This window comes from Georgenia sp. SYP-B2076, assembly GCF_003991205.1.
GTDB lineage: Bacteria > Actinomycetota > Actinomycetes > Actinomycetales > Actinomycetaceae > Georgenia.
Map to the genome: position 1 here is coordinate 265,671 of NZ_RXOZ01000032.1, position 22,148 is coordinate 287,818.

The 22,148-nt window shown below is 72.9% G+C and carries 20 protein-coding genes, 1 pseudogene and 1 riboswitch; of the genes and pseudogenes, 12 read left to right on the plus strand and 9 right to left on the minus strand.

Features of this window, described 5'->3' with window-relative positions; genetic code table 11:
- The first annotated feature begins 87 nt into the window (after positions 1-87).
- Complete coding sequence (locus EJK16_RS13985; protein ID WP_127130323.1) at positions 88-366, plus strand: DUF2277 domain-containing protein; 279 nt, start codon at positions 88-90, stop codon at positions 364-366.
- Between the two features lie 81 nt (positions 367-447).
- Here EJK16_RS13985 and EJK16_RS13990 read toward each other — a convergent pair whose 3' ends face one another.
- Positions 448-2,334, minus strand: a complete 1,887-nt coding sequence (locus tag EJK16_RS13990) for an NHL domain-containing thioredoxin family protein (protein ID WP_127130325.1) — start codon at positions 2,332-2,334, stop codon at positions 448-450.
- A gap of 240 nt (positions 2,335-2,574) precedes the next feature.
- On the opposite strand from EJK16_RS13990, the gene EJK16_RS13995 reads away from it, so the two are divergent.
- The 3 genes from EJK16_RS13995 to EJK16_RS14005 are packed head-to-tail and all read left to right on the plus strand — an operon-like array spanning position 2,575 to position 4,914.
- Positions 2,575-4,035 (plus strand): MFS transporter, encoded by a 1,461-nt coding sequence (locus tag EJK16_RS13995; RefSeq protein ID WP_127130327.1) that lies wholly within the window; start codon positions 2,575-2,577, stop codon positions 4,033-4,035.
- A gap of 17 nt (positions 4,036-4,052) precedes the next feature.
- Positions 4,053-4,493: a helix-turn-helix transcriptional regulator gene (locus EJK16_RS14000; RefSeq protein ID WP_127130329.1), complete on the plus strand. Its 441-nt coding sequence runs from the start codon at positions 4,053-4,055 to the stop codon at positions 4,491-4,493.
- Between the two features lie 10 nt (positions 4,494-4,503).
- Complete coding sequence (locus EJK16_RS14005; protein ID WP_127130331.1) at positions 4,504-4,914, plus strand: VOC family protein; 411 nt, start codon at positions 4,504-4,506, stop codon at positions 4,912-4,914.
- A 114-nt stretch (positions 4,915-5,028) separates the two neighbouring features.
- Here the strand turns inward: EJK16_RS14005 and EJK16_RS14010 are convergent, their stop codons facing one another.
- Entirely contained in the window at positions 5,029-5,979 is a 951-nt protein-coding gene (locus EJK16_RS14010; RefSeq protein WP_127130333.1) for an alpha/beta fold hydrolase, read from the minus strand.
- Between the two features lie 54 nt (positions 5,980-6,033).
- Between EJK16_RS14010 and EJK16_RS14015 the strand changes: the two genes are divergently transcribed.
- Entirely contained in the window at positions 6,034-6,579 is a 546-nt protein-coding gene (locus EJK16_RS14015) for a TetR/AcrR family transcriptional regulator (RefSeq protein WP_127130335.1), read from the plus strand.
- A gap of 32 nt (positions 6,580-6,611) precedes the next feature.
- Here EJK16_RS14015 and EJK16_RS14020 read toward each other — a convergent pair whose 3' ends face one another.
- From EJK16_RS14020 to EJK16_RS14035, 4 genes are all read right to left on the minus strand, one after another.
- A complete protein-coding gene (locus EJK16_RS14020) occupies positions 6,612-7,136 on the minus strand; it encodes a CarD family transcriptional regulator (protein WP_127130337.1) in 525 nt (174 codons plus the stop codon).
- Positions 7,137-7,537: 401 nt separating this feature from the next.
- Complete coding sequence (locus EJK16_RS14025; RefSeq protein ID WP_127130339.1) at positions 7,538-8,713, minus strand: substrate-binding domain-containing protein; 1,176 nt, start codon at positions 8,711-8,713, stop codon at positions 7,538-7,540.
- Between the two features lie 49 nt (positions 8,714-8,762).
- The gene (locus EJK16_RS14030; protein WP_127130341.1) at positions 8,763-9,797 is read right to left on the minus strand and encodes an ABC transporter permease; all 1,035 of its coding nucleotides are present in this window, start codon (positions 9,795-9,797) and stop codon (positions 8,763-8,765) included.
- Positions 9,794-11,323 carry a sugar ABC transporter ATP-binding protein gene (locus EJK16_RS14035; protein ID WP_127130343.1) on the minus strand — a complete coding sequence of 510 codons (1,530 nt, stop codon included), beginning with the start codon at positions 11,321-11,323 and terminating at the stop codon, positions 9,794-9,796. Before EJK16_RS14035 ends, EJK16_RS14030 begins: the two co-directional genes overlap by 4 nt.
- Before the next feature lie 664 nt (positions 11,324-11,987).
- On the opposite strand from EJK16_RS14035, the gene EJK16_RS14040 reads away from it, so the two are divergent.
- From EJK16_RS14040 to EJK16_RS14055, 4 genes are all read left to right on the plus strand, one after another.
- Positions 11,988-12,581, plus strand: coding sequence for a TetR/AcrR family transcriptional regulator (locus EJK16_RS14040; protein WP_127130345.1), 594 nt, complete (start codon positions 11,988-11,990; stop codon positions 12,579-12,581).
- A gap of 103 nt (positions 12,582-12,684) precedes the next feature.
- Positions 12,685-13,293 (plus strand): NADPH-dependent FMN reductase, encoded by a 609-nt coding sequence (locus tag EJK16_RS14045; RefSeq protein WP_205739769.1) that lies wholly within the window; start codon positions 12,685-12,687, stop codon positions 13,291-13,293.
- Positions 13,294-13,353: 60 nt separating this feature from the next.
- Complete coding sequence (locus tag EJK16_RS14050; protein WP_127130347.1) at positions 13,354-14,139, plus strand: hypothetical protein; 786 nt, start codon at positions 13,354-13,356, stop codon at positions 14,137-14,139.
- Positions 14,140-14,218: 79 nt separating this feature from the next.
- On the plus strand, positions 14,219-14,800 hold the full coding sequence (locus EJK16_RS14055) for a hypothetical protein (RefSeq protein ID WP_127130349.1): 582 nt from the start codon (positions 14,219-14,221) through the stop codon (positions 14,798-14,800).
- Between the two features lie 115 nt (positions 14,801-14,915).
- Here the strand turns inward: EJK16_RS14055 and EJK16_RS14060 are convergent, their stop codons facing one another.
- The gene (locus tag EJK16_RS14060) at positions 14,916-16,307 is read right to left on the minus strand and encodes a cation:dicarboxylate symporter family transporter (protein WP_127130350.1); all 1,392 of its coding nucleotides are present in this window, start codon (positions 16,305-16,307) and stop codon (positions 14,916-14,918) included.
- Between the two features lie 137 nt (positions 16,308-16,444).
- On the opposite strand from EJK16_RS14060, the gene EJK16_RS14065 reads away from it, so the two are divergent.
- The 3 genes from EJK16_RS14065 (at position 16,445) to EJK16_RS14075 (ending at position 19,398) form a co-directional block, all read left to right on the plus strand.
- Positions 16,445-18,112, plus strand: a complete 1,668-nt coding sequence (locus EJK16_RS14065; protein WP_164737351.1) for an ATP-binding protein — start codon at positions 16,445-16,447, stop codon at positions 18,110-18,112.
- A gap of 19 nt (positions 18,113-18,131) precedes the next feature.
- Positions 18,132-18,875 carry a response regulator gene (locus EJK16_RS14070; RefSeq protein WP_240646069.1) on the plus strand — a complete coding sequence of 248 codons (744 nt, stop codon included), beginning with the start codon at positions 18,132-18,134 and terminating at the stop codon, positions 18,873-18,875.
- A 132-nt stretch (positions 18,876-19,007) separates the two neighbouring features.
- Positions 19,008-19,074: riboswitch (guanidine-III (ykkC-III) riboswitch) on the plus strand.
- Positions 19,075-19,083: 9 nt separating this feature from the next.
- Positions 19,084-19,398, plus strand: a complete 315-nt coding sequence (locus tag EJK16_RS14075) for a multidrug efflux SMR transporter (RefSeq protein ID WP_127130354.1) — start codon at positions 19,084-19,086, stop codon at positions 19,396-19,398.
- A gap of 82 nt (positions 19,399-19,480) precedes the next feature.
- Here EJK16_RS14075 and EJK16_RS14080 read toward each other — a convergent pair whose 3' ends face one another.
- Positions 19,481-21,550: an acetate--CoA ligase family protein gene (locus EJK16_RS14080; RefSeq protein ID WP_127130356.1), complete on the minus strand. Its 2,070-nt coding sequence runs from the start codon at positions 21,548-21,550 to the stop codon at positions 19,481-19,483.
- A 143-nt stretch (positions 21,551-21,693) separates the two neighbouring features.
- Positions 21,694-22,148: pseudogene (locus EJK16_RS14085) on the minus strand (acetyl-CoA C-acyltransferase); the annotation flags it as partial.

Consider the following 22,148-nt stretch of genomic DNA (forward strand, 5'->3'; position numbering starts at 1 on the left):
CCGACCACACTAGGGCCCCACGCCTCGCCCGGGATGCCCCAGACCGGGGGCCTTGGCAGGCCAGACCGCCCGTGCCAGGCTCGACGCATGTGCCGCAACATCCGGACGCTCCACAACTTCGAGCCCACGGCGACGAGCGCGGAGGCCCACGACGCCGCGCTGCAGTACGTCCGCAAGATCAGCGGCATGACGAAGCCGTCCGCCGCGAACGCGGCAGCTTTCGACGCCGCCGTCGAGGCGATCGCGCACGAGACCGAGCACCTGCTCGCGCACCTCGTCACCTCCGCGCCGCCCAAGAACCGTGAGGTCGAGGCGGAGAAGGCGAAGGAGCGGAGCCGGCGCCGCTTCGCGACCACCAGCGCGTAGCCGCCGCTCGGCGCTGCGGCTACGCGGCCGGCGACTCCTCGGCCGCTCGTGCTCCTCAGGCGTGCAGCGGGAGGCGGCTCCTCAGCCGTGGAGCGGGAGCACGAGCTCCGCGGGGCCGCCCTCGACCACCCGCACCGGGATGCCCCAGTCCTGGGACGCGAGGTGGCAGGCGGGGAACTCCACCGCGGGGTCCGCGTCGCAGGAGGCGGCCTTGGCGGTGATCGAGAGGACCGTGTCCGCGCCGCCGTCAGCCGACGCGGCCCCCGCCGTCGACGGCGTCAGCGTGATCACCCGCTCCAGCTCGGTGCCCGAGCCGGCGCCGGCCGCGAGGGCGCCCGGCCGGGAGACGGCGACATCCAGCTGGGTGGAGGGGCCGAAACGGTCGTCGTACTTCTGGCCCGTGGCCGGGGTGAAGACCACCCGCAGCGTGAAGGTGGGGGCGACCTCGGTGACCGGGCGGCGGGTGCGGTGCGCCTCGCCGTCGTGGTGGCGCCCCTTCTCGCCCAGGGCGAGCCGGGTGAGCCGGTGGGCGGCGGACTCCACCACGAGCAGGTGGGTGCCGCCGTCGACGACGAGGAGCCCGGACGGCTCGGCCAGACCGGTGGCGAGGGTGGAGACCTCACCGGCGCGCGGGTCGTAGACGCGCACGGCGCCGTTGTAGGTGTCCGCCACGGCGACCGTGCCGTCGGGCAGCGCGCAGACCGCGAGCGGGTGCTGGAGGAGCGCCTCGGCGGCCGGGCCGTCGCGGTGCCCGAACTCGAAGAGGCCCTCGCCGACGACGGTGCGCACCCGCCCGCCCGACGGGCCGAGCTCGACGCGGCGCAGCGCGGAGGTCTCGGCGTCGGCGAGCCAGATCCCCTCGTCGGCGTCGACGGCGAGGCCGGACGGCTGCGCGAACCACGCCTGGTCGAGCGCGCCGTCGACGAGGCCCTCGTGCATGGTGCCGGCGAGGTGGCGCACCGTCCCCGCGACCGGGTCGAACACCCAGAGCGTGTGGTTGCCGGCCATCGCCACGACGAACGCGCCGGCGGCCGGCGACCAGAGGACGTCCCACGGCGAGCTCAGCCGCAGGCCGAGCGCGTCGGTCCCCGCGCCGTTCTCGGCGCCGCCGACCATGTACTGCGCGCCCGTGCCCGCCAGGGTGGTGACGTGCCCGTCGGCCAGGCGGACCCCGCGCAGGAGGTGGTTGACGGTGTCGGCGACGACGACGTCGTAGCCGAGCGTCCCGCGGAGGTCCTCGGGCACGAGGCACAGGCCGTTGGGCTCGTTGAACCGGGCGACGTCGGGCCCGCCGTCGGCCCGGCCACGCTCGCCGTCACCGATGGTCCGCACGAGCGTCTCGCCGTCGGGAGCGAGCTCGGTGAGGCGGTGGTGGCCGGCGTCGGCGACGAGGAGGTTGCCGCCTGGCAGGAGGGTGGCCTTCGCGGGGAACCGGAGCGTCGTGGCGGGCGGCTCGGGAGCCACGTAGGGGCCGTCGCCGCGGTGGAGCGTGCCGGCCGCCTCGTGCTCGGCGACGAGCTCGCGGACGAGGATCTCCAGGTTGGTGGCGTGCCCCTCGCCGGCCATCGTCGCGACGATGTAGCCCTGCGGGTCGAGGACGACGAGGGTCGGCCAGGCGCGCGCGGTGTAGGCGGACCAGGTGACCAGCTCGGGGTCGTCGAGCACCGGGTGGGCGACGCCGTAGCGCTGGACCGCCGCGGCGAGGGCCGCCGGGTCGGCCTCATGCACGAACTTGGGCGAGTGCACGCCCACGATGACCAGGACGTCGCGGTAACGCTCCTCCAGCTCGCGCAGCTCGTCCAGGACGTGCAGGCAGTTGATGCAGCAGAACGTCCAGAAGTCGAGGATCACGATCTTGCCGCGCAGGTCGGCCAGCCCGAGGTCCTTGCCGCCGGTGTTGAGCCAGCCGCGGCCGGCGAGCTCGGAGGCACGCACGCGGGGCGCCCGTGTCGGGTTCGTCGTCGTCATGAGGGGACACTCTCACCTCCCACCGACACGGCCGGAGGCTTCTCAGATCCCGGCTACCGGCGCACGGCCCGTCTCACCCGTCGGCGCCGCCCGGCGATCGGCGGGCGAGGGGCGCCGGCGCCGACTACTCTTCCATCGGTCCGGACCGTTTCGCGCGGCCCGTGGAACGACGCGACCCGTCCTGCGACCCGGTTCACCGGGCGGCGCCGGGCCCCGCGCCCCTCGCGCACCCGAGACATCATGAGAGCTGGACGACCGATGACTGCAGCAACCCAGGCCGGGGTCGGCTTCCGGTCCGAACGCGGCCCCATCCTCATCGCGCTCATGCTGACCACCGGCCTGATCGCGATCGACGCGACCATCGTCGCGACCGCGGTCCCCTCGATCGTGCGGGACATCGGCGGCTTCTCCGCCTTCCCGTGGCTGTTCTCGAGCTATCTGCTCGCGCAGGCCGTCTCGGTCCCCGTCTACGCGAAGGTCTCGGACATGGTGGGCCGCAAGCCCATCATCCTCATCGGCATCGGGCTGTTCCTGCTGGGCTCGGTGCTGTGCGGCCTGGCGTGGAGCATGCCCGCGCTCATCGCGTTCCGGCTGCTGCAGGGCCTCGGCGCCGGCGCGGTGCAGCCGATGGCGATGACCATCGCGGGGGACATCTACACCGTCCGCGAACGCGCGAAGGCCCAGGGCTACCTGGCGAGCGTGTGGGCCGTCTCCTCGGTCGTCGGGCCGACGCTGGGCGGGGTGTTCTCCTCGCTCGGTCTCTGGCGCGGCATCTTCTTCATCAACGTGCCGCTGTGCCTGCTCGCCGTGTGGATGCTCGGGCGGTCCTTCCACGAGAACGTCGCACGCACCGCGCACAAGGTCGACTACCTCGGCGCGGGCCTGCTCACCGGCGCACTGAGCCTGCTCATGCTCGCCATCCTCGAGGGCGGCCAGGCCTGGGCGTGGGACTCCCCCGTGAGCGTCGGCGCCTTCGCGACCGGGGCCGCGCTGCTGCTCATCTTCGTCGTGGTCGAGCGCCGTGCCGCCGAACCCGTCCTCCCGGGCTGGCTCTTCTCCCGTCGGCTCGTCCTGACCACCTCGCTGATCGCCTTCGGCGTCGGCGCCGTCATGCTCGGCCTCACCTCCTACGTACCCACCTTCCTGGAGGGCGTGCTCGGCACCCCGCCGATCTTCGCCGGCCTCGCCCTCGCCGCGCTCACGCTCGGGTGGCCCATCTCCGCCTCGCAGTCCGGGCGCCTCTACCTCCGCATCGGCTTCCGCCGCACCGTCCTCATCGGCATGCTGTTGGTGCTCGCCGGGGCCGCGCTCCTCGCCTTCATGGTGGCCCCCAGGCCGGCCGTGCTCCTGGTGGCCGCCAGCTGCTTCGTCGTCGGGCTCGGCCTCGGCCTGGTCGCGGCGCCGAGCCTGATCGCCGCCCAGTCCAGCGTGCCGTGGCACGAGCGCGGCGTCGTCACGGGCACCACCATGTTCGCCCGCTCGATCGGCAGCGCGATCGGCGTCGCCGTCTTCGGCGCGGTGGCGAACGGCGTCTACTCCTCGGCCGGCGCCCACGACGCCGCGGCGATCGGCTCCGCCTCCACCGCGGTGTTCACCGCGGCCTTCGTCGCGGCCGGACTGACCGCCGTCGCGGCCCTCGCCATGCCCGCCGTCACCGCACAAGCGCCGGTGGCGGGGCCCACGGACGAGGGCGACGCCTGATTGCTACGCTTTGGTCCATGACCCCGGAGGGCCTCGCCAACCTCGCGCACCTGCGCCGGGCGCGGGACCTGGTCGACCGGGAGTACGCGCGCCCGCTCGACGTGCCGACGATGGCGCGCCGCGCGCTCATGTCGCCGGCGCACTTCTCGCGTCAGTTCCGCGCGGCCTACGGCGAGACCCCGTACGGCTATCTCATGACCCGCCGGGTCGAGCGGGCGATGGCCTTGCTGCGTGGGGGCATGAGCGTGACCGACGCGTGCATGGCGGTGGGCTGCACCTCGCTGGGCTCGTTCAGCTCCCGCTTCACCGAGCTCGTGGGAGAGACACCCAGCTCCTACCGCCGCCGCGAGCACGGCGCGGTCGCGGCGATGCCGGCGTGCGTGGCGAAGGCGCGCACACGGCCGGGACGCCTCTCATCGAGCAGGAACGGAGAAGCCGTCGGCGCGGCCGCTTCCTAGAGTGGGCGGCATGAGCATCGCACTGCAGTACTGCAACGTGACCGTCAACGACCTGGACGAGTCGCTCGCGTTCTATCGCGACGGCCTCGGCCTCGAGGTGCGCAACGACGTCGCCTCGGGCGGGTTCCGCTGGGTCACCCTGGGCAGCGCCACGCAGCCGGGCCTCGAGATCGTCCTGTCGGAGCCGCACGCCGGCCGGTCCCAGGACGACGGCGACGCCCTCCAGGAGCTGCTGGTCAAGGGATCGTTGCCGATCCTCGTGTTCCGCACCGACGACCTCGACGCGCTCTTCGAGACGCTGCGGGCCTCGGGCGCCGAGGTGCTGCAGGAGCCCATGGACCAGCCCTGGGGACCCCGCGACTGCGCGTTCCGTGACCCGTCCGGCAACACAGTGCGGATCTCGCGGGCGCCCTCGGCGTAGCCCGTTCCGTTCCGTTCTTGCGGATTCTCGGCCGACGTCCGTCGAACAGCGGCCGCCGTCTGACATCCCCAGGAACGCGGCCCGCCCGACGGCGAAGCTGTACCCCGTCGCTGTTCAGGCCACCTCGGCGAAGAACCTCAGCATCAGGTCGGCCACCTGCTCGGGCGCCTCGGTGGCGAGGTAGTGCGCGGCGCCCTTGACTGCCGCGAGCTCCACGTGGTCGGCATGCGCCCCGCCGCCCCGCAGGAGTGCCCGCACCACCGCGGGCGGGAAGACCTGGTCCTCGGTACCGACCATCACCATGGTGGGCGTCCGGAGCCTGGTGCCCCCGTAGCGCCCGCGGAGGATGCACACCGCCTCGGGCAGGACCAGGTGGCGATACATCGCGGACTGGGCGCGAGCCCGGTCGGGTTCGCGGAGGCGGGCGAGGAAGATGTCCATGTCCGCCGGCGACAACGCGGCCGGGTCGGCGACGAAGTCGTCGAGCATGTGGCGCGGGACGCGTTGCCGGCCTCGCCCGACCAGCGCGGCACCGACGCCGGGGATCGCGAGCACCTCCTGGTGCCACAGGTGCCGGAACCGTGGGAGGAGGCGTGCGCGGACCTTGACAAACGGCGGCGGGACGCCCATGACGACGTGACGCTCGACGCGTTCGGGATGGTCGCGGCACAGCACGTACCCGGTGATCGCCCCCATGTCATGGCTGGCCAGCCGCACGCGGCCGAGCCCGAGTGTATCCAGCAGGGCGACGACGTCGGCGAGCATCTGGTCCCGGGTGTAGCCCCCCGGTGGGGCGTCGGTCCAGCCCGATCCGCGCAGGTCCGGGCAGATCACGCGGTAGTGCCCGACCAGGTGTGGGATGACCCCGTGCCACGCCCACCAGTGCTGCGGCGAGCCGTGGAGCAGCAGGACCGGCTCGCCGCTGCCCGCCTCCGCCACGTGCATCCGCAACCCTGGCAGGGCGACGAAGCGGTGCGTCACCCCGTCGACGTCGGGAAGGGCCTGCGTCTCCGGGTCTGCGTCCGGGACTGGATGTGCGCCCGTCGGGCGCTCGCTACGCTCCATCCCCTCACGCTACTACGTTCATTGTGACGAGTCACTACAGTTATAGTTGGGGACATGACGCCGACGAAAGCGCGTGTCCTGGACGCCGCCATCGAGCTCCTCGGGACGAAGGGACTCCGCGCGCTCACTCACGCCCGCGTCGATGAGCGGGCCGGGCTGCCGAAGGGATCGGCCTCGAACTACTTCCGAACCCGACAGGCCCTGGTCTCCGGCGTCGTCGAGCGCGTGGCGGAGCTAGAGCGGCCCGAGCTGGGGTCCACGTTCACACCGCCCGCGTCGGCGGCGGAGCTCCTCGACGGCCTCTGCGGGCTCCTCGACCACCTCACGCAGGCCAACCGGACCCAGACGACCGCCCGCCTGGTCCTCTTCATGGAGGCCAGCCACGACGCCGCGCTCCGGGACACGCTCTCGCGCGCCCACGACACCATGATCGCGGCGGTCGTCCTCACCCTTGCGAGGCTGGGCGTGCGCGACCCGGTGACGACCGCCTCCGCGATCAGCGCCTGCTTCGAGGGCTTGCTCCTCCACCGCATCGCCAGGCACGACGACACCGACCCGCGCCCGGTCTTCGAGCTCGTGCTCAAGGCCACTCTCGGCTGACCTCCGCGCCCACGGACGTGCGCCGGCCCGCGTCAGCCGGCCCTGGCCAGCTCGACGCCGAGCGCGGGCTCCTCGCCGCGCAGCACCGCCGCGTCCACCATGTCCCCGGCGCGCTCGTCGGTGACACCCAGGGACACCGCGAGCTCCGCGACGAGGTGCCGGCGGGCCTCCTTCAGCAGGTCCTTCTCACCGAACGAGAGCCCCCGCTCGTCGAGCCTGCGCGTCATGTCCCGGACGACGCCGGAGGTGACGAGCAGGTCGCCGGTCCGCAGCCGCTCCTGGTTGTCCTTGAGCCGGCGTGACCAGCCCTGCTCCTCGTGGGTGGTGGGGGCGCGCAGGACGTCGAAGAGCTCCCTGAGCCCGGCGGTGTCGAGGACCGGCCGCAGCCCGATCTCCTCGGCGCCGGCGACCGGGACACTGATCGTGAGCGTGGTGCGGTGGACGTCGAGCGTCAGGTATCGCTTGGGGACATTCCTGATCGATCGGGTCGTGACATCCGTGATGGTCGCGGGACCGTGGTGCGGGTGGACGACGGTCTGCCCCTTGACGAACTCCATGATGTGAACCTCCGGCGTGCGCGTTCGCCGCACTCGGACGCCCGGACAGGCCGATCGGCCTGCCGCGGGCGCTCGTCCCACCACCCCGGGCGGACCTCTCGCAAGAAGACCGCCCAGCGGCACCCTGGTGGGAGCGCGGAGGCATACGCACCCATTCGGATGGGTGCGCCCACCCCCGCGAGCCGGCCCCTCCATTGTCCCATTCGGCCGACACATGTCCTCGGTGTGATCCGCGTCACGCGGTGACATGTCGTCACACCGGGCGGGCGTGCGACGGCGCGCGCCCGCCCGGTGTGACGCCACCCACACGCACGATGTCCGGGAGCCGCCGGTCAGGCCGCTCCCGGACACCGGGCGTTCAGCGCGTCCGGTGACTCACCGGACTCTGCCCAGCGGGCCGCTCAGCTGACGCCCCACAGCTTCTTGAAGCCGTCCTGGTAGTCGGTGGCGCCGTACCAGGACCCGGACGCCTCGCCCTCGGGGGTGAGGTCGAGGTCCTTGACGTTCTCCGGCGTGAAGAGCCGCTGGTAGGGGAAGGCGACGTTCTGGTTGCTCGGGGCCCCGGACATCATCCGGAGCACCTGGTCCGCGCCGTACCAGCCGACCGCGTTCTGGTTGATGCCGGAGTTGCCGGCCACGCGGCCCTCGGCGAGCATCTGCAGCACGGCGAGGGTGCCGTCCTGGCTGATGAGCTTGACCTTGTCCGCCTTCCCGGCGGACTGCAGGCCCTGGAGCGTGGGCTGGACGGTGACGTCGAACTCGGTCTGGACGTAGGAGATGTCCGGGTCGCGGACCATCGCGGAGCTGACGAGGCTCGGGAGCTTCTGCAGCTGGCCCGTGTTGGTCTCGATCACGGTGACCTTGCAGTCCGGGCAGTTCTTCTCGTACTCGGCGATCGGGCCCTGGTCCATCCACAGGGTCGTGGCCGGGGTGTCGGTGACCTTGACGACGAGGACGTTGGCCTTGCCGTTCGAGTCGGCGATGACCCAGTCCGCGTTGACCGCCTGGATCGCGATGTTGTCCGGCGTCAGGTAGCCGACCTTGGTCGGCTCGCCCGGGCCGGCCGGTGCGACCTGCATGTAGAGCAGCGGGATGCCCGCGTCGCGGACCTGCTGGAAGGCGACGGAGGCGAGGTCGTCGGGGATCGAGCCGGAGACCACGGCATCGGCCTTGGCGTCGATCGCCTGGGTGAGGCAGCCCGCCATGGAGGACGGGCTGGCCTGGCCGTCGCACACCTGGACGTCGACGCCGGCCGTGGCGAGCGCCTCGGTCATGGCGTCGCCCACGACGTGGAACAGCGGGATCTTGTAGTTGGCCGGGACGTAGTAGACCGTCTTGCCCTTGAGCCCGGAGAGGTCACCCAGCTCGGGGCCGGGGGGCGTGAACGCCTCCACCGCCTTGGCGGCCTGGTCGACCTTCTCCTGGGCGGCCACGGCGGCCGGGTCGGCGGCGGCGCTGCTGGTCTCGGCCGCGCTCGGGGTCGTGGCGTCGCTGGTCTCGCCGCTGCTGCACCCGGCGAGGACCAGCGCGGCGGCGGCCACCATGCCGCTCAGGACGACGTTGACGGATCTCTTCATGCTGGTTCCGATCTCGTTGGAGTGTGTTGACGGGCCGCGCGCGTGGCGGTCAGCCACGTACCCGGCGCTGGAGGAGGAAGGACACGGTGACGGCAAGGACGAGGGCGATGCCGTAGAAGACGTTGGTGACCCAGCCGGCCAGCCCGAGGAGCTGGAGACCGAAGACCCCCGTCAGGAGGAAGTAGACGGCGATGAACATGCCCACCGGGTTGAACCGGCCGGGCACGACGGCGACCGTCCCGAGGAACACGCTGGCGAACGTCGGCATGAGGTTGGTCTCCGCCGTCGCCGGGTCGAAGCCGCCGAGCCCGGCCGCGATGACGACCCCACCGAGGCCGCAGATCAGCGCCGACGTCATGTAGGCGCCGAAGCGGACCTTGGTGACCGGGATGCCGGCGAGGCGGGCGACCTCACGGTTGGAGCCGACGAAGAGGATGTGCCGGCCGAGCGGGGTCGCGCCCATCATGTAGGCGAATGCCGCGACGAGGATCGCCCCGTACCAGAAGATCATCGGCAGGCCGATGAACCGGTGCAGCGCGATGGCCGAGAGCGCGGAGTCCATGCCGCTGACGGAGGTCTCGCGGGAGATCCAGTAGGCGGCACCGCCCGCCACGCTGCCGACGCCGAGCGTGACGATGACGGAGTTGATGCCCACGACCACCACGAGGAGCGCGTTGATCGCCCCGATCAGCCCGGCGAGCACGATCGCCGCCACCGCGGCGGCGGGGAAGGACCAGCCGTACAGCACGACGAGGGACGGGACCGCCGTCGCCGCGAGCCCGAAGATCGACGCGAAGGACAGGTCGAACTCGCCGACCGCCATCGTGCACACCAGGGCGAGCGAGAGGAACACCAGGGGCGTCTGCGAGCCGAACACGGCGCGGAGCGCGTCCGGGCCGCTGACGTCGCCGGGCAGCAGCACGGTGAAGAGGCCGATCATGAGCAGCCAGATGAGGACGAGTCCGTAGCGCTGGAGCACCAGGCGCCCCGACCGCCGCAGCAGCCCCGGCGCGCCGCCCGCACGGGAGCCGGACTGGGGGACGCGGGCCTTCGTCTTGCTGGGGGAAGTCGATGTCGTGGTCATGCCGCGCCTCCTGCGACGGGGGTGAAGATGGCGTTGAGGACTGCCTCGGGGGTGAGCGGGCCGGTCAGCTCGCGTGCGACGACGCCGTCCTCGAGGACGAGCACCCGGTCGCACACGGCGGCCAGGTCCTCCACCTCGGCGGAGCACAGCAGGATCGCCGTGCCTTGCTGGGCGGCCTGCCGGGTGGCCTGGAGGATCGCGGCGCGCGCGCCCACGTCCACGGCCTGGGTGGGGTCGTCCAGGATCAGGAGCTTCGGCTTGCCGAGGAGCCACTTGCCCATGAGGACCTTCTGCTGGTTGCCGCCGCTGAGCGTGGCGACGACGGCGTCCCGCTTGCGCGGCGAGACCTCGAACGTGTCGAGGACGTGGTCGGTCTCCGCGTGGCGCCACCCGCGGCCCGTCCACCAGGCCGACCCCCGGGTGGTGAGGTGGGGGGCGGTGACGTTCTCCTCCACGGTCAGCGACAGGGCCAGGCCCTGGCCGGGCCGGTCCTGGGGGATGAGGGCGACGCCGGCGTCCAGGACGTCCGCCACGCGCGCCCGGGCGAGGTCGACCGTGGCGCCGTCGACGGCGATGTGGCCCGCGCCCGCCCGGGCCCCGCCGAGGAGCGCGGAGAGGTCGAGTAGGCCGGAGTCCACCGCGCCCGTGACGCCGACGACCTCGCCGCGGGAGATGCTGGCGGTGAAGTCCGTGACGCGGCCGCCCGCGACACCCCGGATCTCGATCTCGCCGGGCACGAGCGTGGCGGGGAAGACCTCGACGAGGTTGTCCAGCGCGCCGTCGCGCCCGAGCACGAGCCGGGTGAGGCCGGCCTCGTCGAGCGCGTCGGTCGGGACACCCGTGTCCACCACCGTGCCGTTGCGCAGCGCGGTGACGCGGTCGGTGACGGCGAGAACCTCCTTGAGGTTGTGGCTCACGAGGAGGACGGAGGTGCCCTGGTCCGCGAGGAACCGGATCATCTCGTAGAAGGCCGGCAGGGCCTCCCGCGGGATCGCCCGGGAGGACTCGTCGAAGACGACGACGCCGCTGCCGGCCTCACGGTCCTGCAGCGCCCGCGCGACGGCGACCGCGACGCGTTCGCTCGGCGTGAGCGAGGAGACGCGGGCGTCGGGGTCGATCGGCACGCCGAGGAACTCGAAGGTCTTCCGGACGGCGTCGCGGTCCCGGGCCTTGTCGATCCACCGGATGAACCGGCGCGTCGCGTGCCGGCCGACCCGGACGTTCTCGCGGACGCTGAGGTCCGCCACGAGGCCGAGGTCCTGGTGGACGAAGGCGAGACCCTCCTGGTGGAGCCGACCGGGGTGGACCGGCGGTCCCACCCGGGTGCCGTCCACGAGGATCTCGCCGCCGGCGTCGGCCCGGTACACGCCGCTGATGAGCTTGATCAGCGTGGACTTGCCCGATCCGTTCTGGCCGACCAGCGCGTGGATCTCGCCGGGCTGGATGCTCATGTGCGCCCGGTCCAGCACCGTCACACCCGCGAACGTCTTGGACAGGTCGCGCACCTCGAGGCGGGGCGTGGTCATCGGGCACCGCCCGGAGGCGCCAGGGCAGGACGCCGGCCACGGACGGCGCGCCCCGGTGCTCGGAAGGACTGGTAACGCACGGGACCTCCATTGGGACCGAACTGGCAGGGGGGACGGAAGGGGACGGGAGGCGGGCGGGCCGGTCGGGCGGGTGGGACCGGCGGAAGCGTGGACGCGTCGTTGTGTGCCCTGCTTCACAGAGGAGACAGTTGTATCAGTCGGTTGACTGTGCGTCTAGTGAGATTGCAGTCTGTCTCTGAACCGAGACCTGCCCCGCCGGGATTGGTCGCCAAGCCGCGAGTTTCCGCTGGACGTCGCCCTCGACGAAGACGCCCGCCGCGCGGCCGGGCCCCGCGCCATGGGATGCCGGCCGGGATACGCCTTGACAGCACGCCAATCGACCTGACCTCTTGCCATAACCGCATACGCACTGTAGGACAGTGTCCGCCACGTCACGCAGCGGCGTCGAGCGCGGCCGCCCGGGCGCCATGCTCGGGTCCTGGCTGGGGACGCAAGGGTCCGCAGTTGCCGGTCCGGCGCCGACCGACCGCCCGACGACGCCGCTTCGCCAGGGCTGGTGCGCGCCCCCTACGCTTCACTCCATCCCCACCACCACCTCGAGCGGTGCCCCTGACCTCGGGCCCGCTCGGCAGAGGAGAATCCCGTGACCAGCCTGCGCGAGGCCCAGAAGCAGATGACGCGACGGCTCCTGCTCGAGAGGGCGCTGGAGCTCTTCGAGGCGAAGGGATACGCGCCCACCACCATCGAGGACATCGCCGCCGCCGCCGGGACGACGAGGACCACGTTCTACATGCACTTCGCCTCGAAGGCGGACCTGATGCTCTCCCTCGTCGGCGAGGTGAACGAGATCCTCACTGCCCCGGACGACCCGCCGCTGCCGTCCGTCGTGCAGGCGGGCGACCGCGCACAGATCAGGGTCTACCTGGCGCGGAAGTTCGACCAGTGGCCGGAGATCCGTGCGTACATCGTCTCGGGGAACCAGGCGGCTGCCGTGGACCCGGACGTCCAGGCCGCCATGGACCTGTGGTTCGACCAGACCATCGAGGACATGCGCCTCGGCCTCGACCGCGCCGGCCGGTTCGACCCCTCGGCCCGCCGCGTCCGCTGCGTCCTCGCGTTCGGCGAGCTGGAGTTCCTCTCACGCCGGTGGATGCGGCACGGCTGGTACGTGGACCGCGACACGTCGCTGGACGTCATGACCGACTCCTGGTGCACCCTGCTCACCGAGGGGTCGTAGCCGCCTGGCGGCGACCACGCCGCGGCGTCCAGGGCGGCCCGGTCGAGATCCGTGCCAGGCTGCTGGACGCCCGCCCGCAGCACCACCCATCGAAAGGACCCCCATGACCGTTCCCACCGACTCGCTGCCCACGCTGCTCGTCGTCGTCGCCAGCACCCGCCCCGGTCGGGTGGGCATCCACGTGGGTGAATGGTTCCGGGAGCGCGCGGAGGCCCATGGGCAGTTCGACGTGCGGTTCGTCGACCTCGCGGAGCTGGCGCTGCCGTTCATGGACGAGCCCCACCACCCGAAGCTGCGCCGGTACGAGCACCAGCACACGAAGGACTGGTCCGCGCTCGTGGCGGGCGCCCACGCCTTCGTGTTCGTCACCCCGGAGTACAACCACGGCTACAACGCCGTGCTGAAGAACGCGCTGGACTTCCTCCACCAGGAGTGGCAGGACAAGCCCGTGGGGCTCGTCAGCTACGGCGGGATCGCCGCCGGCACCCGCGCCACCCAGCAGCTCAAGCCCGTGCTCGACGCGCTGCGCATGGCGGTCGCCGTCGAGGCGGTCAACATCCCCTTCGTCGCCACCCTCATGCAGGACGGCGCGTTCCGGCCCACCGACATCGTCGACGCCTCGGCCGCCGCGATGCTCGACGAGCTCGCGCGCCTCGAGTTCCTGCTGCGCCCCGCACACGAGGCCGCGGAGCTGGAGCTCGTCCGCAGCTGAGGGCGCCTCGGCGGCGGGGGCGGCCTGCTCGGCGGCGACGGCGGGGGGCAGGATGGGCGCATGTGGACGCAGACGGTGCGGATCGTGGAGGACGCCTCCCCCGCCAGCTGGCTGGCGGGACGGCTGACCGGGCCCATCGGCACGGTCGTCGGGACGGTGCCCGACGGGTACGCCGCATACGCACGGGTCCTGCACCCCGTGGACCGCCACGACGGCACGCAGCCCGTGACGTGGGCGCAGGTCTCCGAGGTGACCGGCCGGCAGGTGCACCCGACCGTGCAGTGGCACGCGCTCATCGGCTCCGACGACCCCTACGACCGTGGATCCGACGTCTGGCCGGACGGCCGGCCCGAATGGGGGAACCTGTCCGTGGCGCCGCTTCAGGCGCTCTGTGACGTCCTGGCTGCCCACACCACCACACCGCAGCACTGCTACTTCGCGCTCTGGGAGGGATGGGGCCAGCTCTCCGGCGGCCGAGCATGGGTGCGGCTCGCCTCGGACGGCAGTGGCGGCTCCGAGCCGCCGCCGCTCCTCACGCCACAGGAACGGTCGGCTCCCCGGGTGCACCTCCCCGGACGTGACTACTTCCTGTTCCGGGGCCCTCTCTCGGCCGTGCTCGACCTTGCCCGTTACGACGGGCCCGAGTTCGGGTGGGCCCAGTCCCCGAACCTGTTCTGGCCGGCCGACCGGGCGTGGTGCGTCGCCACGGAGATCGACTTCGACTCCACCCTCGTCGGCGGCGCGCCCGAGGCGGTCGAGGCCGTGCTCGCCTCGCCCGCTCTCGAGGCCTGGCGCATCGGGAGCCGCGACTCCCTCCGGTCCGACGCCGACGCCGTCAACCACTGATCCGCGGCGCACAGCTCACCGGCAGCAGCGCCCGGGGACCGCTCATATACGGGCCGCCGCTGAATGACGAGGAGGCAGCATGCGGTACGGACCCGGCCCCAGCTGGATGGTGAGCCTGGGGGAACCTCACGACCTGTTCTTCGCGCTCTACGTGCGCGACGCGCTGACGATCGTCGACGGAGACGACTTTCCGCCGCTCGCTCCCGTGGTTCCTCTGTGGAAGCCGGCCGGATGGTCCGGCGCACAGCGAGCAGCCCTCGCGGACCAGTGGCACGGATGGTGGGCGGCGCTTATCGCGAACCGCCCGGAGACGCGTCCCGGCGGCCCCGACTTCGGGTCGACCCGCGGCACCGAGCTGCGCGACGTGCAGAGGGAACTGTTCCACCCGGCGCGGAGGTGGCGCGCCGAGCATCCCTCCCCTCCCCGGAGGACGAACGCCAACGTGCCGCCGCCGCTGCTCGTGACCCGCCTGGTCCAGGACATCGAGCGAGCACTCGGGCGGAGGGCCGCGCCATTCAGGTACGTCGTCGAATCGATACCCACGGCGGGGAGGCGCTATTGGGACCTCTCCCCCGCCGGGCTCCTGGTCAGCGAGGACCTCCTCGCGGACGCCGACGGCCTCCGCGACGTGCTCCGCCCGCGCCTCACGGCACTGGCTTAGGCCATGGCGCCACGACGGCGTGGAACCCGTCGGCGCGCGGCGACGATCGCCCGCGCACGCGGAAGATCCGGCGCGGGACGTCCGCGCCGGATCCTCCAGGGGTCGAGCCGAAGGGTCAGTGCGTCCCGACGAGGTTCGGCTCGTCCGCCCGACGGGCGGCGTCCGTCTCGTCAACGGCGTGCGGGGCGGCGTGCGCGTCGGCGGCGATGGTGGCCTCGTCGAAGGGGTCCTGCCCGTCCAGCACGCGGTGGACCTGCCCGAGGTCGATCTCGTGCACCCACTTGCCGAGCACCAGCGTGGCCACCGCGTTGCCGGTGAAGTTCGTCAGCGCGCGGGCCTCGGACATGAACCGGTCGACGCCGACGATGAGGCCGACGCCGTCGACCAGGTCGGGGCGGTGCGACTGCAGGCCGGCGGCCAGGGTCGCGATGCCGGCACCGGAGACGCCCGCCGCGCCCTTGGACGCGATGATCATGAAGACCAGCAGCGAGATCTGCTCGCCCAGCGCCAGCGGCTTGCCCATCGCCTCGGCGACGAACAGCGCGGCCATCGTCAGGTAGATGGCGGTGCCGTCGAGGTTGAAGGAGTAACCCGTCGGGACCGTCACGCCGACCACCGGCTTCGAGACCCCCAGGTGCTCCATCTTCGCGATGAGCCGCGGCAGGGCCGCCTCGGAGGAGGAGGTCGAGAAGATCAGCAGGTACTCCCGGCCGAGGTACCTCATGAGCTTGAAGATGCTCACCCCGGTGACGGCGCGGAGCAGGCTGCCGAGCACGACGACGATGAACAGCGCGCAGGTGATGTAGAAGGCGAGCATGAGCGTGGCCATCGACACGATGGCCTGCACGCCGGTCTCGCCGACCACCGCGGCGATGGCGCCGAACGCCCCGATGGGCGCGACCCACATGATCATCATGAGCAGGCGGAACACCAGCGACTGGGCGTAGGTGATGGCCTTCAGGACCGGCTTGCCCGCCGCGCCCATCCGCTGCAGGGCAAACCCGCACAGCAGGGCGACGAGCAGGGTCTGCAGGATGTTGCCGGAGGTCAGCGAGCTGAGCAGCGTCGTCGGGATGATGCCGAGGATGAACCCGGCGGTGCCCCCGGCGTGCTCGGTGTCGGTGGGCGCCTCGTAGGTGGTGCCGCTCAGGTGCAGGCCGGAGCCGGGATGGATGAGGTTGCCGACGACGAGCCCGATGGCGAGGGCGAACGTCGACATGGTGAGGAAGTACACCAGCGCGATGCCGCCGACCTTGCCGACGGTCGCGGCCTTGGCGATCGACCCGACGCCGAGCACGATCGTGCAGAAGATGATCGGGGCGATCATCATCTTGATGAGCGCGATGAACGCCGTGCCCAGGGGCTTGAGGGCGACGGCGGCGTGCGGTGCGACGAGGCCGAGGACCGCGCCCGCGACCACCGCGCCGATGACCGACATGTACAGCCAGTGCGTCTTGTCCTTCTTCGGCGAACGCCCGGCCTGGCGTTCGGTGCTCTTCACAGCCATGGGGTCCTCCTTGACAACGGGGCGAGCGGTGCGCCGGCGGCGTTACCGTGACCACTGTCACATCGAGGCCCCCGGGCCCTCCCCTTGCGGTCATAGAGTTCGCGAGGCTCGGCGCGTCGGGGAGGAAGAAGCGGGCCGTGAAGGGTTGGAGCGTCGCGCTGAGGGTCTTCGTCCTCCAGCTGGTCGCCGTGCTCGTGGCGACGGCCGGGGTGGGCTACCTGCTCTGGCAGAACGACGCGCGCGCCAACCACGACGAGGCGGTCGCCCGCAGCCGGACGCTCGCCACCGCCGTCGCGGACGACCCGTTCGTGCGGGACTCGGTGACCTCCCCGGACCCGGCCGCCACCCTGGCCGGGCCGATCGAGCGGCTCCGGCGGGACGCGGGAGCCGACTTCATCACGGTCATGGCGCCCGACGGCACCCGGTTCACCCATCCCGACCCGGAGCAGGTGGGCGGGATCTACCGGGGTACCCGCACGCCAGCGCTGGCCGGGAAGACCTACACCGAGACCTTCACCGGCACCCTCGGCCCGTCGGTCCGGGCCATCGCCCCCGTGCGGGACGACGACGGCGGCATCGTCGCGCTGGCGGCGGCCGGCATCACGGTCCAGCGGGTGGATCTCGCGACGGCGCGGGACGTGCCCGGCGTCCTCGCCCTCGGCGCCGTCGTCCTCCTCCTCGGCGCCGCCGGGTCGGCGCTGCTGGCCCGGTACCTCTGGCGGACCACCCTCGGCCGTGGCCCGGCGCAGCTCGCGCGCATGCACGTCCTCGCCGACGCCACCCTGCACACCGCCCGGGAGGGGCTCCTCCTCGTCGACGGCGACGGCACGGTGCAGCTCTTCAACGACCGCGCCGCCGAGCTCCTCGACCTGCCCGCGACCCTCAGCGCCGACGACCTGCCCCTGGCCCTCAGCGACATCGACCTGCCGCCGACCATCCGCGACCTGCTGGTCTCCGGCGCGACGGTCGAGGACGAGCTGCACGTCACCGGCACGCGGGTGCTCCACGTGACCCAGCGGCCGGTCACCGCCGGCCGGACCAGCCCGCGCCGGCTGCGCCGTGCACCGGCGGAGGAGAAGCCGGGCGGGCGGGTGCTCGTGCTGGGCGACCACACGGAGATCAGCCGGCTCAGCGGCCAGCTGGGCACGGCGCGGAGCCTGTCGACGGCGCTGCGGGCCCAGACCCACGAGCACGCCAACCGGCTACACACCATCGTCTCCCTCCTCGAGCTCGGGCGGACGCGGGAGGCCCTGGACTTCGCCGTCGCCGACCTCGGTGGCACCCAGCGGCTCACCGACGAGGTGATCACCTCGGTGGACGAGCCGTTCGTCAGCGCCCTGCTCCTCGGCAAGACCGCCGCCGCGCACGAGCGGGGCGTGCGCCTCGACGTCGTCGTGACCGGGGAGGTGGGCGGCCTCGACATCCCGCCGGCCGACCTCATCACGCTGATCGGAAACCTGGTGGACAACGCGATCGACGCCGCGGCCGGGAGCGTCGACGCGACCGTCGAGGTCGACCTCAGCGAGATCCCGGCCGGCCTGCGGATCCGTGTGGCCGACACCGGACCGGGGCTGCCGGGCGACGGCGACGCCTTCGCCCTGGGGACCACGTCCAAGGCGGCCGGGCCCGAGGGCCGGGGCGTCGGGCTGGCGCTCGTCCGGCAGACCGTCGCCCGGCTCGGCGGCAGCGTCACCGCCTACAACGACGGCGGTGCCGTGTTCGTCGTCGAGCTGCCCCGGCGCGCCGGCGACCCCTCGGGTGGACGGGTCGCGCAGTCCGGGGCGTCCGGCGGCGGTGCGGCGTGACCGGAACCGGGGTGGCGGCGTGACCGGCGGCGTGACCGGCGGCAGGGCCGGGGCGACGGGAGGGCCGGCGGTCATCCGGGTCCTCGTCGTCGAGGACGAGCAGCTGACGGCGGCCGCGCACGCCCAGTACGTCGCCCGCCTGGAGGGCTTCGAGGTCGTCGCCACCGCGCGCACCGCCCACGCCGCCCTCGAGGCCGTCGCCCGGTCCCGCGACGCCGGCCGGCGCGTCGACCTCGTGCTCCTCGACATGCACCTGCCCGACCGGCACGGGCTGGACGTCGCCCGGCTCATCCGCGGCTCCGGCACGGACGTCGACATCATGGTGATCAGCGCGGCCAACGACGTCCCCACCGTGCGGGCCGCCGCGACCACGGGGATCGTCGGCTACCTCATCAAGCCGTTCGCCTTCGCCGACTTCGCCGCGAAGATGCGCGGGTACCGCACCTACCGCCGGGCGTTGTCCGCCGGCCGGCCGGGTGCCGTCGCGCAAGATGAGGTGGACCGGGCGCTGGCCGCCCTGCACGACGACGCCCCCGCCGGGCTGCCCAAGGGCCTGGCGCCCGAGACCCTCGACCAGATCACGGCACTGCTCCGCGACGGCGACCGGGCGTTCTCGGCGAGCGAGGTGGGCGAACGGCTCGGCCTCTCGAGGGTCACCGCCCGGCGCTATCTCGAGCACCTCGCGCGGGTGGACCGGGTGACCCGGACGCCGCGGCACGGGCAGGCCGGGCGACCGGAGCTTGAGTACCGCTGGTCGGGATAGCGGGCGGGACAGCCGCTTGCCGAGGATGGCCGCCGGCGCGGGGGGACATCACGTCCTGCCCGGTGAGCCACCGGTCTCGCCGGTGGTGACGGGACTGAGATTGCCGCAGGCCACGGCGTGTGACACCGTGGAAACGAGCCCCAAACACGGGCCTCCGGACGATGGGTGCCGTACCCGGTGTGCGACAAGACGGCCCGTGGAGGCTGTCATGTCATGGCTCGTTCTCGTGATCTCCGGTGTGCTGGAAGCCGTGTGGGCCACCGCACTGGGCAAGTCCGACGGCTTCAGCCGGCTGGGACCTACCGTGGTGTTCCTCTCCGCCCTGGCCGCCAGCATGGCGGGACTGGCCTATGCCATGAGGGATCTGCCGGTGGGCACCGCCTACGCGGTGTGGGTGGGCATCGGCGCGGTGCTGACCGTGGCCTACGCGATGGCCAGCGGCGAGGAGCCGCTGTCGGCGCTGAAGGTGGTGTTCCTGGTGATGATCGTCGCCGGTGTGGTCGGTCTCAAGCTCGTCCACTGAGGGCCCCTCTGGCCTACGAAGCGCATCAGACGGGCTTGCCCGTCCCTTCCTCCGACCGCGCCGAAGCCGCGTGGAGGACCGGTCAGTGCGGGTGCTCGTCGGTGACGACGACGGCGTCGAGCGCCACCAGACCCGCCGCGGTGAGCCGCAGGGGGTTCACCTCGATCTCGGCGACGTCCGGGTTGACGAGCAGAGCGTTGCCCACCGCGGTGAGCACCCGCGCGAGCTCAGTCGGGTCGAGCGTCGGGCCGCCGCGATGACCGAACAGGAGGCGGCGGGCCTGGAGGTCGTCCACCATGGCCGCGGCCGCACTGTCGCTCAGCGGCACGGTGCGGATGGCGACGTCGGCAAGGACCTCCGCCGCCGTGCCGCCCAGGCCGAGGAGCAGGACCGGGCCGAAGACCGGGTCCCTGCGGGCCCCGACGATGAGGTCGACCCCCGGGGCTGCCATGGTCTCGACCAGGACCTCCCGCGCGCCGGCCGCCACGAGCGAGTCGACCGCGCGCTCCATGTCGTCACGCGTGCGGACCCCGAGATGCACGCCCCCGACCTCCGTCTTGTGCAGGACGGCCGCGTCGAGCAGCTTCACCGCCACCGGTCCGCCGAGCGCCTCCAGGGCGTCCAGCGCCTCGCCGCGATCGCGGCACCGGCGCCGCGGCGGCGTCCGCACGCCGAGGGCGTCGAGGAGCTCCTTGGCGCCCACCTCGTCCCACGGTCCCGCCAGCCCGGGCCACGGCTGGGCAGGGGTCACGTCGTGGGAGAGCGCGAAGCGCCCCTTCGCGTCGTCGACCAGGGCCGCCACGCCCCGAGCAAGCGCGGTCGGGCCCGAGATGAGCGGGATCCCGGCCTCGCGCGCGGCAGCACGCTGGGCGTCGACGTCGTGGGCCGGGCCGTCCACGCCGAGCAGCACCGGCAGCTCGTCGGCCGCGCCGGACGCTACGACCGTCGCGGGCAGGTCCACCACCGGCTCCGTCAGCCCGTAGATCGCCACCGCGTCCACGGCCGGGTCGGCGGCCACGGCGGCCACGACGCGGTCGAAGCCGGGCCCGGGGCGCCCGGTGTCGACGGGGTTGGCCTGGAAGGTGAGCGGCGGCAGCACCTCGGCGATCGCCGCCTGGGTGGCGCCGGAGAGCCGCGGCAGGTTGACCCCGGCGGTCTGCAAGGCGTCCGCGACCAGCAGACCAGGGCCCGCCTGGCCGGTGATCACCGCGACGCCGGGCGCGGGTGACGGCGCCAGACGCCGACCGGAGAGCGCAGTGACGGCGTCGACCAGCGCGTCCTCGTCGTCGACGAGCACGGCACCGGCCTGCCGCAGCACGGCACGGGTGGTGCGCCAGGACGTCGCCAGCGCCCCCGTGTGCGACCGGGCGAACTCTGCGACGTCGCTGCGGCCGACGACGAGGGCGACGACCGGCTTGACGGCCGACAGCCGTCGTACCGCCCGCAGCAGCGCCGGCCCGTCCTGCACCGTCTCGAGGTGCAGCGCCACCACGTGCGTCTGATCGTCGCCGACGAGGTGCTCGAGCACGTCCGAGGTGGTGATGTCGACGCCGGCGCCCAACCCCACGCAGAGGCTGACGCCGACGCCGGCCCGCTGCAGCCGGAAGGCCAGCGCGTGGTTGACCCCGCCGCTGGCGGCCACGACGGCCACCGGTCCGGCGGCGAGCTGGGCGACCCCGGGCACGAAGCTGGCCAGCAGCCGACGGGCGGGAAGGAAGAATCCCGAGGTGTTCGGGCCGAGCAACCGGATGCCGGTCTCCTGTACCGCCGCCGTGACCGCGCGCTGGTGCTCCTCCCCCGCGGCTCCGGCCTCGCCGAAGCCACCCGCGCACACCAGGGCGGCGCGCACGCCGCCGTCGGCGCAGTCGCGCAGCGCCTGGGCCGTCGCGGTGGCCGGGACGCAGAGCACGGCAAGGTCCACGGCGCCGCGGGCAACCGCCAGCGCGTCACCGACGCTAGCGTGCATGCCCTCACCCCGGCTGTTCACCAGGTACAGCGGCGCGTCGTACGCGGCGAGGGACTGGGCCATGACCGCTCCCAGCTTGCCGGGCGTCGCGGAGGCACCGACGACCATCACGCCGCGCGGCGCGAACAGGGAGTCCAGAGCGGTGGGGGCGGCCACGGCGTGACCTGCGGTCGTTGGCGGGGTCATGCGAATCTCCATTCGACGGCGTGCTCCGCGTTCCGCGGGTGCGTGTGCTGGGCCGTGTGGGTGGGGGTGTCTGTGGTGAGGGTTTGGTGGTCATGTGCGGGCGAATGCTCACCGTTGTGGGGCCGTGGGTGTGCGTGGTGGTGTCAGGTTTCGAGGAGGAGGGCTTCGCCTTGTCCGCCGCCGCCGCAGAGGGCGACGGCGGCGCGGTGGATGCCGTTGGTGGCGAGCTGGTGGGCGGCGTGGACGACGAGGCGGGCGCCGGAGGCGCCGATGGGGTGGCCGATGGCGATGCCGCCGCCGTGCGGGTTGACCTTGGCGGGGTCCAGGCCGAGCTCGGTGGTGGACTGGGCGACGACGGCGCCGAAGGCCTCGTTGATCTCGACGTGGTCGAGGTCGTTCGGGTGCCAGCCCTGCCGGGTCAGGGCCTGTCCGAGGGCGCGGGCGGGCTGGGCGTGCAGGGAGGTGTCCGGCCCGGCGACCTGCCCGGCCGCGCGGAGGGTGGCCAGGACCGCCCAGCCCTGGGTCTGGGCGTGGGCGCGGGTGGTCAGGACCACGGCGGCGGCGCCGTCGGAGATCGGGGACGCGTTCCCCGCGGTGA